Origin of the sequence: Paramicrobacterium humi (assembly GCF_900105715.1) — a bacterium.
Taxonomy (GTDB): domain Bacteria; phylum Actinomycetota; class Actinomycetes; order Actinomycetales; family Microbacteriaceae; genus Paramicrobacterium; species Paramicrobacterium humi.
Map to the genome: position 1 here is coordinate 2,763,268 of NZ_FNRY01000001.1, position 16,133 is coordinate 2,779,400.

Here is a 16,133-nt window from a genome sequence, read left to right on the forward strand (position 1 = left end):
GTCACTTCAGTGCGGGCGGACGAACGCCGAGGAGCGAGCGAAGCGTGTCCGCCTCGGCGGGGGAGACCTGGCCGATGAATCGGGCGAGCGCTGCCTCCCGATCGGGAGAGCTGCCGAGCACTTCGTGCATGAGCTCCGCCGTGTGATCGGCTCGTGTGGTCACGGCGACGTAGAGGTGGGGGCGCTGTGAGCGGTCGCGGGAGACGAAGCCTTTCGCCTCGAGGCGGGAGAGCACCGTGAGGATCGTGGTGGCGGCGAGCTGCCGACGACCAGCGGTCTCACTTGCCTTCGCGAGGAGCTTGTCGCGCAGATCGCTAGCGCTCAGCGGATCGGGCGCGGACCAGAGAACGTCCATCACCGTGCGCTCAAGTTCACCGAGTGTTGCCATGTGTCTAGGATACGCGGTTTTCGACCATGACTCTACATTGTGTAGAACGCGTCTCTACGACGTGTAGAAATGTGTTCTACAATCGGTAGAAGTTGTTGTTCTACGTTCTGTAGAAACTGTGGAAGGGTGCCCGCATGGAGAGTTTTCTCGATCCGCTGATCCTCGCCAGGTGGCAGTTCGGACTGACGACTCTTTACCACTTCCTGTTCGTGCCGCTCACGATCGGCATGGCAACGATCGTCGCGATCTTCCAGACGGCATGGGTCCGCACAGGGAAGACGCACTACCTGCAGCTCACGCACTTCTACGGGAAGATCTTCCTCATCAACTTCGCCATGGGCGTCGTGACCGGCATCGTGCAGGAGTTCCAGTTCGGAATGAACTGGTCGGACTATTCGCGCTTCGTCGGCGACGTCTTCGGCGCCCCGCTCGCGCTCGAGGCGCTCCTCGCGTTCTTCCTCGAGGCGACGTTCATCGGACTGTGGATCTTCGGCTGGGACCGACTGCCGCAGAAGCTGCACCTCGCGTGCATCTGGATCACCGCTGTCGGCACCGTTCTGTCCGCGTACTTCATCATCGCCGCGAACGCCTTCATGCAGAACCCCGTGGCCTACACGATCAACGAGGAGAAGGGGCGAGCCGAGCTCACGAGCCTCGGCGAGCTGCTCGCGAATCCCGTCGCGCTTGCCGCGTTCCCGCACACGATCTTCGCGTGCTTCATGGTCTCCGCCGGCCTCGTCATCTCCGTCGCCGCCTGGCACCTCGCACGCGGCCGCAACCTCGAGACGATGCGCCCTGCGCTCAAGTTCGGAATGTGGCTCATGCTCATCGCCGGCGCCGGAACCACGATCGTCGGCGACCAGCTGAGCCTCGCGATGGTCGACGCGCAGCCGATGAAGATGGCCGCCGCTGAGGCCCTCTACACGACCGCGACGGGCGCTGACGCGTCGTTCTCGATCTTCACACTCGGCACTCCCGACGGCGTGCACGAGCTGTTCTCCATCCGCGTGCCCTATCTGCTGTCGCTGCTGTCGACGCACTCGTTCGACGGCACCGTCGAGGGCATCAACGATCTGCAGGCCCACTACGCCGCACTCTACGGTCCCGGCGACTACGCGCCGATGATCTGGGTGACCTACTGGTCCTTCCGCTGGATGATCGGTCTCGGCATGCTCCACATTCTCGTCGCCGTCGTGGGCCTGTGGCTCACGCGCAAGGGTCGGATGCCGCAGAACCGGTGGGTGTGGAAGGCCGCGATCTGGTCGTTCCCCGCCTCGCTGCTCGCGATGAGCGTCGGCTGGATCTTCACGGAGATGGGGCGGCAGCCGTGGCTCGTCTTCGGTCTGCTGAAGACCGAGGCCGGCGTCTCGCCCGGTGTGAGCGGCCTGAGCGTGCTCATCTCCCTGCTGGCCTTCACTCTCGTCTACGGCTCGCTCGCTGTCGTCGAGTTCCGGCTCATTCTGAGAGCCGTGCGCAAGGGCCCCGAGCCGCTCGAACCGGCCGCGGAGGGCGAGCCGGCATCCGTCGTTCGAGCAACCGTGTACTAGGAGCGCTCATGGATCTCACAATTCTCTGGTTCTGGATCATCGCCGTCCTGTTCGTCGGCTACTTCGTGCTCGACGGTTTCGACTTCGGCGTCGGCATGTCGCTTCCGTTCCTCGGCCGCGACGACACAGACCGCCGCGTGCTCATCAACACGATCGGCCCCGTGTGGGATCTGAACGAGACCTGGGTCATCGTCGCGGGAGCGTCCCTGTTCGCCGCCTTCCCGGAGTGGTACGCGACGCTGTTCAGCGGCTTCTACCTGCCGCTGCTGGTGATCCTCATCGCGCTCATCCTGCGCGGCGTATCGTTCGAGTACCGGCATCAGCGCCCGGAAGCGTCGTGGAAGCGACGCTTCGACGCGATGATCGTCGTCGGCTCCGCCCTGCCGGCGCTTCTCTGGGGCGTCGCGTTCGCCAATATCGTGCGCGGTGTGCCGCTCGACGCGAACCACGACTTCGCCGGCAGCCTCCTCGACCTGCTCAACCCGTACGCGCTCCTCGGCGGCGTCACGACCCTCCTGCTCTTCTTCACGCACGGCGTCGTCTTCGTCGCGCTCAAGACCGACGGCGGCATCCGGCATCGCGCGCGCAAGCTCGCGGCGCGCGCGGGCGTCGTGACCGTCATCGCGGCCGCCGCGTTCCTGACCTGGACCATCAGCTCGCACAGCGCGACGGCCGTCGTCATCCTCGCCGTCTCCGCGGCCGTGCTGCTCATCGGCGCACTCGTCGCCAACGCGGCAGGTCGCGAGGGCGTCGCGTTCACCCTCATGGCGGGAACTATCGCCACGGCCGTTCTCAGCCTGTTCGCCGCGCTGTTCCCCGCCGTCATGCCCGCGATCAACGACCCGGCGAACAGTCTCACGATCGCGAACGCCTCCTCCTCGCCGTACACGCTCCAGATGATGAGCTGGATCGCGCTGTGCGCCCTCCCGCTCGTGCTCGTCTATCAGGGCTGGACGTACTGGATCTTCCGCAAGCGCGTGACCCGCGAGCACATTCCCGAGGCGGCGCACTGACGTGAAGCCACTCGACCCTCGCCTCCTGCGGTACGCGCGCTCCAGCCGCGGCGCGCTCGCGACGGCTGCGCTCGTCGGCCTCGGCACGACACTGTGCATCATCGCGTTCTCCTGGCTCGTCACCTCAGTGATCACCGGCGTGATCGATGGTGCGGATGCCGCCGGCATCGCGCGCGCCCTCGGCGGCGTCGCCGTCATCGTCGTGCTCCGCAGCATCCTGTCGTGGCTGACCGAAGTCGTCGGGATGCGCGCGGCCGCTCGTGCGAAGAGCGAGCTGCGCGAGGGCGTGCTCAGCGCTCTCGACACGCTCGGGGCCGGCTGGCTCGCGCGGCACAACTCTGCCCGTCTCACGACGCTGCTCGGCCACGGCCTCGATGCGCTGGACGACTACTTCGCGCGCTACATCCCACAGCTACTGCTGACGGCACTCGCCGTTCCGGTCCTGCTCATCACGGTGCTCAGCCAGGACTGGCTGTCCGCCGTCATCCTCGCCGTCACGCTCCCGATAATCCCGGTCTTCATGGTGCTCGTGGGACTCGCGACCCGATCGGTGCAGCGCAAACAGTGGAACACGCTCAGCCGGCTGTCAGCCCAGTTCCTCGACGTGATCGGCGGGCTCGCGACGCTGAAGATCTTCGGCCGCGAACGCCGCCAGCTGACGCGCATGCGGGACATCACCGACGACTACCGGGGCACGACGATGGCGGTGCTGCGCGTCTCGTTCCTCTCCGGCTTCGTCCTCGAGCTGTTCTCGAGCCTGTCCGTCGCGCTCGTTGCCGTCTCGATCGGCTTTCGCCTCGTCGACGGCAGCCTGCCGCTCGCGACAGGCCTGTTCGTGCTCCTGCTGGCGCCGGAAGTGTTCCAGCCGCTGCGCCAGGTCGGGGCGAACTTCCATGCGGCCGCCGAGGGCGTCGAAGCGGCCGAGGATGCGTTCGCGATCCTCGACGAGGCGGCGGCGGCCCCGATAAGGCCCGCGCACGCGCGTGAGCTGCGCGGTGATCTGACCCTCGACGAGGTCACGATCCGCCGCGAGGGCACCGTCGTCGTCGACGGTCTTTCCGCTGTGCTGCGGCGCGGCCACGTGACAGCGATCACGGGCCCGAGCGGAGTCGGGAAGTCGAGCCTGCTCGCCGCGATCGCCGGGGTGCTTCCGCACGAGGGCGCCATGCGGGTCGACGGCGTCGACGTGAGCGGAGCCCCCGTCGCCGCCCGCGACTGGCTGGCCTGGGCTCCGCAAGACCCGTCCCTGCAGGCCGGGACGGTGCGCTCCAACGTGTCACTCGGAGATCCCGCGCCGAACAGCGCCGTCGCCGAGCAGTGCCTTCGCCTGGCCGCCGCCGGTGACATTCGCCTCGACACCGGCGTCGGAGTCGGCGGTGCCGGCCTGTCCGGCGGGCAGGCGCAGCGCGTCGGCGTCGCGCGCGCCTACTACCGGGCGCTCACCCGCGGCTGCAGCGTCGTCGCGCTCGACGAGCCGAGCTCCGCCCTCGATGCGCGCACCGAGCACTCGCTCGCGCGCGGCATCCGCGAGCTCGCCGGTCACGGCATCGCCGTCGTTCTCGTGAGCCACCGGGAGGCGCTCGTCGAGTGGGCGGACGAGACGATCCGGCTCGACGCGGGAACGGCGGTCCCCGCATGAACGCGCGCACGCTCGACCTCGACACCGCGCGCGTTCTGCGCACGGCGCTTCCGCCGGCGCGAAACGCGCTTCCGGGACTGCTCGCGGGTGCCGGTTCGGGACTCGCGGCCGTCGCGCTGCTCGCGACGAGCGCGTGGCTCATCACGCGGGCCGCGGAACAGCCTCCCGTGCTGTACCTGACCATGGCGACCGTGGGCGTGCGCGCGTTCGCTCTCGCCCGCGCGGTGTTCCGCTACCTCGACCGCCTCTACAGCCATGACGCCGTGTTCCGCCAGCTCTCCGGCCTCCGCGTCGGTCTGCTGGAGCGGCTGATCCCGCTCGCACCGGCGGGCCTCGGCGGCACCCGCCGCGGCTCCCTGTTGAGCGCTCTCGTCGGCGACGTCGACGAACTGCAGAACCTCTGGCTTCGCGTCGTGCAGCCGCTCGTCATCGCCGGTGTCGTCGCGGCGGTCGCCGTCGGCGGCGTCGCGCTCCTTTCCGCGCCCGCCGCGCTTGTGCTTCTCGTGGCTCTCATCGTCGGCGGGGTCCTCTCCACGCTCGCGGGCACGAGGATCGCCGCCGCGGCGGAGCGGGGCATCGCGCCGTTGCGCGCACGACTGAACGACGCCGTGCTCGACTACGTGTCGGGGTTCGCCGTGCTCAGCCACTTCGGCGCGGCGGATCAGGCGAGGCAGCGCGTTCGCGACGCCGACCGCGCGCTCACGCGGGCGCTCGTGCGCCGCGCGAGCGGCGCCGGAATCGGCGCGGGCGTGCTGACGCTGTGCGCCGGGCTCGCGGTCGCGGGAGCGGCGGCATCCGCTCTTCCGCTCGTGGGAGCCAACGGAGCGGGCGGCCCCGGCTTCGCGGTGGTCGTGCTCGTTCCGCTCGCCGTGTTCGAGGCGATCGGCACGGTTCCCGTCGCCCTCGGCACGTGGCGGCAGGTGCGCGCGAGCGCCGAGCGCATCGCCGAGACCGCACCCGCGGTCGTTCCCGCCGAAGTTCCCGCCGAAGTTCCGGCGGAGGCGGTTCGGCCCGACGTGGATCTGGCCGGTCGCGAGGGCCTTGACCTTCGCCTCGAGAACGTGTCCGCGCGCTGGCCCGGCGCCGCTGTCGATACGCTGCGCGGGGTGACGTTCGAGGCGGCCGCGGGGGAGTGCGTGCTGGTGGACGGCGAATCCGGCTCCGGCAAGTCGACTCTCGCGCACGTGCTCGTGCGCTTCCTCGAGCACGACGGCGTCTACACGATCGGTGGCGCCAAGGCGGAGTCCGGTGCGGCGGTTCGATCGCTCGTCGGCCTCTGCGAGCAGCATCCATACCTGTTCGATGACACCATCCGGCAGAACCTGCTGTTCGCGCGGGACACCGCGGACGACTCCGAGCTCATGGGCGTCCTCGAACGCGTCGGGCTCGCCGACTGGGTGCGCGCCCGCGGCGGCCTCGACGCGCGCGTGGGGGAGCGCGGCTCGCTCGTGTCGGGAGGGCAGGCGCAACGCCTCGCGTTCGCTCGAGCGCTGCTGCGCGGCTTCCCCATCCTCGTGCTCGACGAGCCGACGGCGAACGTCGAACGGGCACTGGGCGAAGGGCTCATGCGCGACCTGCTCGAAGCGGCTCGCGCCGAAGGCCGCACCGTGATCCTCATCTCGCACGACACGGCGCCGGAAGGCCTGATCGACCGGAGGTTCACGATGCGGGAAGGGCGGCTCGCGTAGCGGTATCGTAGAGAGTTGGATCGCCCGCGCACGCGGCGCCAGCTTCCCCGCAGACTGAGATTGAGAGAACGTGTCCCACGAGCACACCCCGGCCGCCGATCAGGCGGAGAAGTACGATTTCGCTGCCATCCAAGAGGCGTGGCTTCCCGTCTGGGACGAGCTGAACCCATTCTCCACGGACGACGCGACTGACGAGCGGCCGCGGAAGTACGTGCTCGACATGTTCCCGTACCCGTCCGGGGACCTGCACATGGGCCACGCCGAGGCTTTCGCCCTCGGCGACATCGTCGCGCGGTACTGGCGGCAGCGCGGATACAACGTGCTGCACCCGATCGGCTGGGACTCGTTCGGGCTGCCCGCCGAGAACGCGGCGATCAAGCGCGGCGTGGATCCGCGCGCGTGGACCTACGGCAACATCGAGCAGCAGAAGTCGAGCTTCCGCATCTACGCCCCGTCGTTCGACTGGTCGCGTGAACTGCACACGTCCGACCCCGAGTACTACCGCTGGAACCAGTGGCTGTTCCTCAAGCTGTACGAGAAGGGCCTCGCGTACCGCAAGGCGAGCCCCGTCAACTGGTGCCCGAACGACCAGACGGTGCTCGCGAACGAGCAGGTCGTCGACGGTCACTGCGAGCGCTGCGGCGCGCTCGTCACCAAGCGCAAGCTCACCCAGTGGTATTTCCGCATCACCGACTACGCCGACCGGCTCGTCGACGACCTCGAGCAGCTCGCCGACACCTGGCCGCACAAGGTGCTGTCGATGCAGCGCAACTGGGTCGGCCGATCCACCGGTGCCGACGTCGAGTTCCACATCGAGGGCCGGGACGACCCCGTGACGGTGTACACGACGCGCCCCGACACGCTCTACGGCGTGACGTTCATGGTCGTCGCTCCCGACTCGGAACTCGCGAGCGAACTCGTCGAGGGCGCGGAGCCGGAGCTTCGCGAAGCCTTCGACGCGTACCTCGAGAAGACCCGAGGCGAGACCGACATCGACCGCCTCTCGACCGAGCGCGAGAAGAGCGGCGTCTTCCTCGGTCGCTACGCCGTTCACCCGCTGACGGGGGAGCGCCTGCCGATCTGGGCCGCCGACTACGTGCTCGCCGACTACGGGCACGGCGCCGTCATGGCCGTGCCCGCGCACGACCAGCGCGACTTCGACTTCGCCAAGGCGTTCGAACTGCCGATCCGGATCGTCGTCGACACCACGGTCGAGGAGACGGATGCCGCTCCGCTGCGTGCCGAGACGATGACCGAGGCTCTCGCGGGCGACGGCGTGCTCGTGAACTCGGGACCGTACGACGGCCTGCGCAAGGCGGAGGCGATCGAGAAGATTACCGCGTCGCTGCGCGAGAGCGGCCTTGGCGCTCCGGCCAAGAACTACCGCCTTCGCGACTGGCTCATCTCGCGGCAGCGCTACTGGGGCACCCCGATCCCGATCATCCACTGCGAGCAGTGCGGCGAGGTTCCGGTTCCCGAGGACCAGCTGCCCGTCACTCTTCCGCCCGCCGAGGGGCTCGACCTGCGTCCGAAGGGCGCGAGTCCGCTCGGCGCCGCGGACGACTGGGTGAATGTCGCGTGTCCGACGTGCGGCGGTCCAGCGCGTCGCGACTCCGACACGATGGACACGTTCGTCGACAGCTCGTGGTACTTCCTGCGCTACCTCTCGGCGACCTCAGACGACGTCGCCTTCGACGTCGAGGAGGCGAAGCGCTGGGCGCCCGTCGACCAGTACGTCGGCGGCGTCGAGCATGCCATCCTGCACTTGCTGTACGCGCGCTTCATGACGAAGGTGCTGCACGACCTCGGCTACGTCGACTTCGTCGAGCCCTTCACGGCCCTGCTCAACCAGGGCATGGTGCTCATGGACGGCCAGAAGATGAGCAAGAGCGTCGGCAACCTCGTCGAGTTCGCCGGTGAGCTCGCCGCCTATGGAGCCGATGCGCTCCGCGTCACTCTCGCCTTCGCCGGACCGCCCGAGGACGACATCGACTGGGCCGACGTGTCTCCCGCCGGCTCCTCGAAGTTCCTCGCTCGCGCCTGGCGCATCGCGCACGACGTGTCGAGCGAGCCCGATCTCGAGTTCAGCGACGGTGACGTGCAGCTGCGCCGGCAGGTGCACCGCTTCCTCGACGATGCACCCGCGCTCATCGAGTCGTACAAGTTCAACGTCGCCATCGCGCGGCTCATGGAGCTCGTCAACGTGACCCGCAAGGCGATCGACGCAGGTCCCGGCGCCGGCGACCCGGCCGTCCGTGAGGCGGCCGAGACGATCGCCATCGCGCTCAACGTCTTCGCGCCGTACACCGCGGAAGACATGTGGAGCCATCTCGGCTATGAGCCCGCCGTCGCCAATGTCACGTGGCGGGAAGCCGACCCGACCCTGCTCGTCGAGGAAGAGGTGACGGCCGTCGTCCAGGTCAACGGCAAGGTTCGCGGTCGTCTGCAGGTGCCGCCGTCGATCGCACCCGAGGAGCTCGAGCGTCTCGCACGCGCGGATGCCAACGTGCAGCGCGCCATCGGCGACGCGGAGATCCGAAACGTCATCGTGCGCGCCCCGAAGATCGTGAGCATCGCCACGGCCAAGTAGCGGCTCGCCCCTCCACAGCGCTCGCGGGCGGCGCGCCCTCCACAGGACGCGTCGCCCGCCGGTTCTCCGGCTCCACCGGTCCTACGCTCGTGGGATGGGTGAGCGGGCCGAAGTGGCAAGACGAGCCCGACGACCGCGACGCCTGCGACTCGGTGCCGGTGCCGCCGTCCTGGTCGTGCTCGCCGGTCTCGCCGTCACGGTCCTCGTCACCCTGCTGCAGCCTGGCTCGTCGAGCTCCGCGGTGGTCCCGCATCCCTCCGCATCGGCGGCACCGGCGACGATCTACGTGCATGTTCTCGGCGCCGTGTCGGATCCGGGACTGTACCGGCTGACCGACGGTGCGCGGGTCATGGACGCCGTCGCTGCCGCGGGAGGCTTCACCGCGGACGCGGATCAGGCCGGCGTGAACCTCGCTCGCTTCGTCACCGACGGGGAGCAGGTGCGCGTGCCGACAACAGGCGAGACGACAGAACAGGCGCAAGAAGGCACGGATGCCGGCGGGCTCGTCAATCTCAATACAGCGAGCGCCGAGCAGCTCGCGACGCTCCCGCGCATCGGTCCCGCGCTCGCGCAGCGCATCATCGCGTGGCGAGACGACAACGGGGGTTTCCGGTCCGTCGACGATTTGCGCAGCGTGTCGGGCATCGGCGAGAAGACGTTCGCGATGCTGCAGGAACTCGTGACGGTGTGACATGCGACTCGCGCTGCCCGCCGCCATCGCCTGGATCGTCGCGCTCAGCGCGCTGCTCAGCGGAGCACACGTGCTCGGCGCGGCGCTCTGCCTCCTGTGTGCGACGGTGTGCTGCGGAGTCGTCGTCGCTCGCCGCCGGGGCGGCGTTCTGGCGCTGGTCGCTGTCGCGGCCGCGTGCGGCGTCGGTGTCTGCGTCACTGCGGCGCTGGCCGAACCGGTTCGCCGGCCTCCCGTGCTCGTGGAGGCCGCCGAGCAGGGTCACCTCGTCGACGCCGTCGTCGTTCTCGACTCCGCGCTCGCGCCAAGCTCGGGCGGCAAACTGCGCGCCACCGCCACGCTGCGAGAACTCGACGCGCGAGCGGTGAACGTGCCGGTCGCCGTGTTCACGTCGCCGGAGACGACGGCGGCGCCTCACCTCGGCTCGACGGTGACGATGCGAGCGCGGGTGCTGCTCACGGACCCCGGCGATTCGGCATCCGCCTTGCTGTTCAGCGACGAGGAGCTCGTCCAGACGGAGGATCCGCCCGCGTATCTCGCGTGGGCGGGAACGATGCGCGAGCGCTTCGTCGCCCTGTGCGCTCAGCTGCCGGGCGACGGCGGCCGGCTGCTGCCGGGACTCGCGGTCGGCGACACGACAGCCGTGTCGAGCGACCTGGACGGTGCTATGAAGCAATCGTCGCTGAGCCATCTCACAGCGGTCTCCGGCGCGAATTGCGCAATCGTCGTGGCGGCGGCGATGGCCGTGCTCGCTCGGCTCGGCGTCGCACGTTGGATGCGCACGGTCGGCGCTCTCGCGCTCCTCGGTGCGTTCGTCGTTCTCGTGACGCCCCAGGCGAGCGTGGTTCGCGCGGCGGTGATGGCGTCGATAGCGCTCATCGTGCACGCGCGAGGGCGCCCCGCCGGCGGACTGTCCGTGCTGTCCGTCACCGTGATCGGGCTGCTCATCGCCGACCCCTGGCTCGCGCTCGATGCCGGCTTCGCCCTCTCGGTGCTCGCGACAGCCGGGCTGCTCGTGCTCGCACGTCCGCTCGCGAACGCGATCGCACGCGTGCTTCCTCGCCTCGTCGCGAACCTCGTGTCTCTGCCGCTCGCGGCGCAGCTCGCGTGTCAGCCGGTGCTGATCCTGTTGAGCAGCACCCTCCCGGTCTACGGGGTCGCCGCGAACATCCTCGCGGCACCGGCAGCCCCGCTCGGCACGGTGGCTGGGCTCATCGCCTGCATCGTCGGCACGGCGCATCCCGGTGCTGCTTTCGTTCTCGCCTGGATCGGCTTCGTGCCCGCCGCGTGGATCGCGGGCGTCGCGAACGTCACGTCGGGACTGCCCGCCGCGAATCTCCCGTGGCTTCCGGGCGTGCCCGGCGCGCTGCTCATCGGAGCGGCGGCCGCCGCCCTCGCGGCGCTTACGATGTCGAATCGGCTCCGCCGTCATCGAGTGGGCGCCCTGCTCGCGGTCGCGCTCTTGCTCGGCACCGGCGGATACGGCGGAATCCTCGGCGGCGCCGCGATCGCCGATGCGCTGCGTCGTCCGGCGACGTGGACGGTCGCCGCATGCGATGTCGGCCAGGGGGACGCTGTGCTCGTGCGGGGAGGAGGGGCGGTGCTTCTCGTCGACACAGGCCCCGACCCGAAGCCTCTCGGAGACTGCCTTGCGGAGCTTGGCATCCAGCGCATCGACCTGCTCGTGCTCACTCACTATGACCTCGACCACCGGGGAGGAGTCGCCGCCGTGTACGGCCGCACGGCCGAGGCTTTCGTGCAGACCCCGCACGACGACGCGGGCGCCGAGATCGTCAGCGATCTGGAGCAGGCGGGCGCCCGCGTGACGATCGCCCGTGCCGGGATGAGCGGCGCCGTCGGCGGCATCCGATACGACGTGCTCTGGCCCGCCGACCCTCACCTCGACGGCAACGCGGGGAGCGTGACCCTGAGCGTGCACGTGGACGGCTTGAGCGTGCTCCTGCTCGGCGACCTCGGGCAGGACGCACAAGGCCGACTGCTGCGGCGCCACACACTCGACGGCAGATATGACATCGTGAAGGTCTCCCATCACGGCAGCGCTGATCAGGAGCCCGCCCTCTACGAGACGGTGGCGGCTTCGATCGCTCTCGTCTCCGTTGGCGCGGACAACGACTACGGGCATCCCACCGGCGCGGCTCTCGAGATGCTCAAGCGGGCCGGATCGCGCGTCTTCAGAACTGATGAGCAGGGAATGATCATGCTCTGGAGCGAGCCGACCGGCATCGGCGCGTGGACGGCGAAGAGCGCACAGCCGGAGCCGGCCGTCAGCCCCTCCGGCTAGGCTTGAGGCAACGGATCGGAAGGAGCCTCATGGCGGCAGGTCGGCGCGGCACACCACGCACGGCGAAGGCCGCCTCTGCGATTCCGCAGCTTGAGTGGCACGAGGTCAGGCCTTCGCCCGTCGTGCTCGTCTCGGGGCCTCAGGAGCTCTTCGCGGAGCGCGCCATCAAGGGACTGCGCGATTACCTGCGCGCCGAGGATCCGAGCCTCGAGGTCAGCGACATCGACGCCGGCGCCTACCAGCCGGGGGAGCTGCTCACGGTCGCGAGTCCCTCCCTGTTCGCGGAGCCTCGGCTCATCCGCGTGTCGAACGTCGAGAAGTGCACGGACGCCTTCCTGGCCGAAGCGCTCGAGTATCTCGCGGAGCCCGCGGAAGCGGCGTACCTTGTGCTCCGCCATTCCGGCGGCGTCCGCGGCAAGAAGCTGCTCGAGGCGATCCGCTCCGCGAGCGGCAGCGCGATCGAGGTCGTTTGCGCCGATCTCAAGAAGGATTCCGAGAAGTACGACTTCGCCAAGGCGGAGTTCCAGCGCTCCGACAAGCGGATCACCCCGGGGGCGCTCCGGCAGCTCGTGTCCGCCTTCACGGACGATGTCGCCGAGCTTGCGGCGGCCTGCCAACAGCTGATCTCGGATTCCGCCGCCCAGATCACCGAGGAGACGATCGACCGCTACTATGGCGGTCGCGTAGAGACGACCGCCTTCGCCGTCGCGGACTCGGCGATCGCCGGGCGTCACGGAGAAGCGCTCATGGGACTGCGACATGCGCTCGCCTCCGGCGCCGACCCGGTGCCGATCGTCGCGGCATTCGCGATGAAGGTGCGCACAATGGCGAAAGTGAGCGGCGCCCACGGACCGTCGGGCCAGATCGCAGGACAGCTCGGCATGGCGCCGTGGCAAGTCGACCGCGCCAAACGAGACCTCCAGGGCTGGACCGACGAGGGTCTCGGGCGCGCCATTCTCGCCCTCGCGGAGACGGATGCCGCCGTCAAGGGAGCAGGCCGCGACCCCGTGTTCGCGGTCGAGAAGCTCATCGGCGTCATCGCACGGCGGGGCCGCAGCTAGACCTCCTCAAACGCGAAAAACCCCGCCGAAGCGGGGTTTCAGCGCACGTTCTGCTTAGAGAGCGTTGACCTGCTTCGCGAGACCCGACTTGCGGTTCGCGGCCTGGTTCTTGTGGATGACACCCTTGCTCACGGCCTTGTCGAGCTTCTTCGAAGCGACAGCAAGCGCCTTTGTCGCCTTGTCCTTGTCGCCCGCGGCGACGGCCTCGCGCGTGGAGCGCACGAGCGTCTTGAGCTCGCTCTTCACCGCGCGGTTGCGCTCCTGAGCCTTGAGGTTGGTGCCGATTCGCTTGATCTGCGACTTGATGTTTGCCACGTTTTATATGCTTTCGTTTGGTGTGTTCGGTGGTGCCGGTGGGGCGAGAGAGGGCGCTCCCGGCGATTCGTGCGGTTTCCGCCACACGCAAGCCAACACCACATGCTATCAGCAGCTCATCGCTTCGCGTAATCCGAACGGCGCGTCCGGCAGAACGATGCCGCGGCAGCACGAGACGTGCCGCCGCGGCATCGGGCCGGTATTCTGGCGTCTCGTCAGGCGTCGATGTAACCGTTCGGGTTGAGAACGTACTTCACCGACGTGCCTGAGTCGAAGTCCGCGTAGCCCTGCGGCGCATCCTCGAGGGAAATCGCCTTCGCGTTCACGTTCTTCGCGATCGACACCTTGTCGTGCAGTATCGCGTTCATCAGTCCCCGGTGATAGCGCATGACCGGACACTGCCCGGTCGTGAACGAGAGCGACTTCGCCCAGCCCGTCCCGAGACTCAGTGACAGGGACCCCTTCTTAGCGGCGTCATCGACAGCACCGGGGTCACCAGTCACGTACAGCCCGATGATGCCGAGCTGCCCGCCCGAGCGCTCGATCTCCATGAGCGAGTTCAGCACAGTCGCCGGCGCTTCCCCAGCGTCCGCGCCATGGCCGCGCGCCTCGAATCCGACGGCATCGACCGCGCAGTCCACGAACGGCTCGCCGACGATCTGCTCGATCTGCTCTGCCGGCCCGCCCTTTGTCAGGTCGACGGTCTCACAGCCGAAGCTCCGGGCTTGCGCGAGACGCTGCTCGTTCATGTCGCCGACGATGACGACCGAGGCGCCGAGGAGCTGCGCGCCTGTCGCCGCGGCGAGGCCGACGGGTCCCGCGCCGGCGATATACACGGTCGATCCCGGCTTCACTCCCGCCGAGACGCACCCGTGGAACCCGGTCGGGAAGATGTCCGAGAGCATCGTGAGGTCCATGATCTTCTCAAGCGCCTGATCGCGGTCTGGGAACTTCAGCAGGTTCCAGTCCGCATACGGCACGAGCACATAGTTGGCCTGGCCGCCGACCCAGCCGCCCATGTCGACGTAGCCGTAGGCGCTTCCGTAGCCCGACGGGTTGACGTTGAGGCACACACCCGTCTTGCCTTCCTTGCAGTTCCGGCATCGCCCGCACGCGATGTTGAACGGCACGGAGACCATGTCGCCCACCTTGATGAACTCGACACCCGGTCCGACTTCGACGACCTCGCCGGTGATCTCGTGACCGAGAACGAGATCGACTGGGGCGGTGGTGCGTCCTCGCACCATGTGCTGGTCCGACCCGCAGATATTCGTCGCGACGGTCTTGACTATCGCACCGTGCGGCACTTTCCGGCCGACGTTGGCCGGATCCACACCGGGTCCGTCCTTCAACTCGAAAGTGGGGTAATCGATGTCGATGACTTCCACGTGCCGCGGACCCTTGTAGGCAACTGCTCTGTTCCCTGGCATTCTCATACCTTCCCTTGGCAATGATTCTTCCCAGACAAGTAACGTCTGTATAACGCACCATACGGTGCTCACGTCTTAAAGGGAATGATCCTTACGATTCGTGGTATAGGCGTCGACTGAATCCCCGCTGCGTGACCTCGAGTTCGAGCGCCTACAGTGGAATCGTGACTGACACCCGCAAAACCTTCGCGCTCACGGGAGCCCGCGTGCTTCCCATCGCCGCCGCTCCGATCGAAGACGGCACAGTTCTGATCGTGGACGGCCGCATCCAGGCCGTCGGCGACACCGTCGATATCCCTGCCGACGCGCACGTCATCGACGTCTCGGGGAAGTGGGTGCTTCCCGGTTTCGTCGAATCACACGGCCATGTCGGCATCCACGAGGAGGCCGGAGGCTGGGCGGGCGACGACACGAACGAGATGACCAATCCCAACATGGCCGCCGTGCGGGCGATAGACGCGATCAACATCGACGATGAGGGGTTCCGTGACGCTCTCGCGGGCGGTGTCACGTCCATCGTCGTCAAGCCGGGTTCCGGAAATCCGATCGGCGGACAGACCGTCGCCATCAAGGCCTGGGGCGGACGGACCATTGACGAGCAGGTCATCACCGACGCGGTGAGCGTCAAGTCCGCGCTCGGTGAGAACCCCAAGCGCATCTACGGCGACAAGAAGCAGACCCCGAGCACGCGGCTCGGCGTGGCGAAGGTAATCCGCGAGGCGTTCGTCGAAGCGCAGAACTACGTCGCCGCGCGCGATGCCGCCGCCGAGGCCGGCACGCCGTTCGCTCGCGACCTGACCAAGGAGACTCTCGCCCGCGTGCTGTCCGGCGAGCTCGCGTGGGATCAGCACACGCACCGGCACGACGACATCGCAACGGCACTCCGGCTCGCCGACGAATTCGGCTACCGCCTCGTCGTGAACCACGGCACGGAAGCGCACAAGATCGCCGACGTCCTCGCCGAACGCGACATCCCGGTCATCTTCGGGCCGATGTTCACGTCCCGCTCGAAGGTCGAGCTGCGGGACCGAGCCATCGGCAACCTCGCCCGCCTGGTCGCCGCAGGCGTCCGCGTGGCGATCACCACCGACCACCCCGTCGTTCCGATCAACTTCCTCGTGCACCAGGCCTCACTCGCCGTCAAGGAAGGACTCGACCCGACTGCCGCCCTCGAAGCGCTCACGGTGAACCCGGCCTCTTTCCTCGGTCTTGACGATCGAGTGGGCTCGCTCGCACCGGGACTCGACGCGGACCTCGTCGTGTGGTCGGGCGACCCGCTCGACGTGAACAGCCGCGCCGAGCGCGTGTTCATCGACGGTCGCGAGGTCTACCGATTCGAGGACGGGCACGGCATCGTCGTCGAACGCTCGGAGCGATTCGCCGACTAGCGACAGGCCCGGATGCCGGGTGCTGAAGGCGCCGCGTCCCATGGGAGAATGGACTCTTCCCCTTTGTCGAGCACAGTGAGGACA

At 68.4% G+C, this 16,133-nt stretch carries 12 protein-coding genes; 9 read left to right on the top strand and 3 right to left on the bottom strand.

The genetic code is table 11. From position 1 onward, the window contains the following. Position 1: 1 nt before the first annotated feature. Positions 2–388: a BlaI/MecI/CopY family transcriptional regulator gene (locus BLV49_RS13715; protein ID WP_091185612.1), complete on the bottom strand. Its 387-nt coding sequence runs from the start codon at positions 386–388 to the stop codon at positions 2–4. Positions 389–522: 134 nt separating this feature from the next. Between BLV49_RS13715 and BLV49_RS13720 the strand changes: the two genes are divergently transcribed. The 8 genes from BLV49_RS13720 to holA all read left to right on the top strand — a co-directional run bounded on the left by BLV49_RS13720 (position 523) and on the right by holA (position 12,916). Beyond that, positions 523–1,935 (top strand): cytochrome ubiquinol oxidase subunit I, encoded by a 1,413-nt coding sequence (locus BLV49_RS13720; protein ID WP_091185615.1) that lies wholly within the window; start codon positions 523–525, stop codon positions 1,933–1,935. Between the two features lie 8 nt (positions 1,936–1,943). Continuing rightward, positions 1,944–2,948, top strand: coding sequence for a cytochrome d ubiquinol oxidase subunit II (gene cydB, locus BLV49_RS13725; RefSeq protein WP_091185621.1), 1,005 nt, complete (start codon positions 1,944–1,946; stop codon positions 2,946–2,948). Position 2,949: 1 nt separating this feature from the next. Beyond that, the gene (gene cydD, locus BLV49_RS13730; RefSeq protein ID WP_091185623.1) at positions 2,950–4,587 is read left to right on the top strand and encodes a thiol reductant ABC exporter subunit CydD; all 1,638 of its coding nucleotides are present in this window, start codon (positions 2,950–2,952) and stop codon (positions 4,585–4,587) included. Continuing rightward, the gene (gene cydC / locus BLV49_RS13735) at positions 4,584–6,275 is read left to right on the top strand and encodes a thiol reductant ABC exporter subunit CydC (protein ID WP_091187370.1); all 1,692 of its coding nucleotides are present in this window, start codon (positions 4,584–4,586) and stop codon (positions 6,273–6,275) included. Before cydD ends, cydC begins: the two co-directional genes overlap by 4 nt. A gap of 70 nt (positions 6,276–6,345) precedes the next feature. Then, positions 6,346–8,865, top strand: a complete 2,520-nt coding sequence (leuS, locus tag BLV49_RS13740) for a leucine--tRNA ligase (protein WP_091185628.1) — start codon at positions 6,346–6,348, stop codon at positions 8,863–8,865. Positions 8,866–8,959: 94 nt separating this feature from the next. Continuing rightward, on the top strand, positions 8,960–9,556 hold the full coding sequence (locus BLV49_RS13745) for a helix-hairpin-helix domain-containing protein (RefSeq protein WP_091185632.1): 597 nt from the start codon (positions 8,960–8,962) through the stop codon (positions 9,554–9,556). A 1-nt stretch (position 9,557) separates the two neighbouring features. Next, the gene (locus tag BLV49_RS13750; protein ID WP_091185635.1) at positions 9,558–11,855 is read left to right on the top strand and encodes a ComEC/Rec2 family competence protein; all 2,298 of its coding nucleotides are present in this window, start codon (positions 9,558–9,560) and stop codon (positions 11,853–11,855) included. 29 nt (positions 11,856–11,884) lie between these two features. Continuing rightward, positions 11,885–12,916: a DNA polymerase III subunit delta gene (holA, locus tag BLV49_RS13755; RefSeq protein WP_091185639.1), complete on the top strand. Its 1,032-nt coding sequence runs from the start codon at positions 11,885–11,887 to the stop codon at positions 12,914–12,916. Positions 12,917–12,970: 54 nt separating this feature from the next. On the opposite strand, the gene rpsT is transcribed toward holA, so the two are convergent. Further along, the gene (rpsT, locus tag BLV49_RS13760) at positions 12,971–13,231 is read right to left on the bottom strand and encodes a 30S ribosomal protein S20 (RefSeq protein ID WP_091185643.1); all 261 of its coding nucleotides are present in this window, start codon (positions 13,229–13,231) and stop codon (positions 12,971–12,973) included. Between the two features lie 215 nt (positions 13,232–13,446). Then, positions 13,447–14,661, bottom strand: a complete 1,215-nt coding sequence (gene fdhA / locus BLV49_RS13765; protein ID WP_091185648.1) for a formaldehyde dehydrogenase, glutathione-independent — start codon at positions 14,659–14,661, stop codon at positions 13,447–13,449. A 164-nt stretch (positions 14,662–14,825) separates the two neighbouring features. On the opposite strand from fdhA, the gene BLV49_RS13770 reads away from it, so the two are divergent. Beyond that, complete coding sequence (locus BLV49_RS13770) at positions 14,826–16,049, top strand: amidohydrolase (protein ID WP_218132633.1); 1,224 nt, start codon at positions 14,826–14,828, stop codon at positions 16,047–16,049. The last annotated feature ends 84 nt before the right edge of the window (positions 16,050–16,133 follow it).

Bases quoted from the DNA above. Each gene is read 5' to 3' on its own strand.
- BLV49_RS13715 (WP_091185612.1), bottom strand. From the start codon at position 388: ATGGCAACACTCGGTGAACTTGAGCGCACGGTGATGGACGTTCTCTGG.
- BLV49_RS13720 (WP_091185615.1), top strand. From the start codon at position 523: ATGGAGAGTTTTCTCGATCCGCTGATCCTCGCCAGGTGGCAGTTCGGA.
- cydB (WP_091185621.1), top strand. From the start codon at position 1,944: ATGGATCTCACAATTCTCTGGTTCTGGATCATCGCCGTCCTGTTCGTC.
- cydC (WP_091187370.1), top strand. From the start codon at position 4,584: ATGAACGCGCGCACGCTCGACCTCGACACCGCGCGCGTTCTGCGCACG.
- BLV49_RS13745 (WP_091185632.1), top strand. From the start codon at position 8,960: ATGGGTGAGCGGGCCGAAGTGGCAAGACGAGCCCGACGACCGCGACGC.
- BLV49_RS13750 (WP_091185635.1), top strand. From the start codon at position 9,558: ATGCGACTCGCGCTGCCCGCCGCCATCGCCTGGATCGTCGCGCTCAGC.
- holA (WP_091185639.1), top strand. From the start codon at position 11,885: ATGGCGGCAGGTCGGCGCGGCACACCACGCACGGCGAAGGCCGCCTCT.
- fdhA (WP_091185648.1), bottom strand. From the start codon at position 14,661: ATGCCAGGGAACAGAGCAGTTGCCTACAAGGGTCCGCGGCACGTGGAA.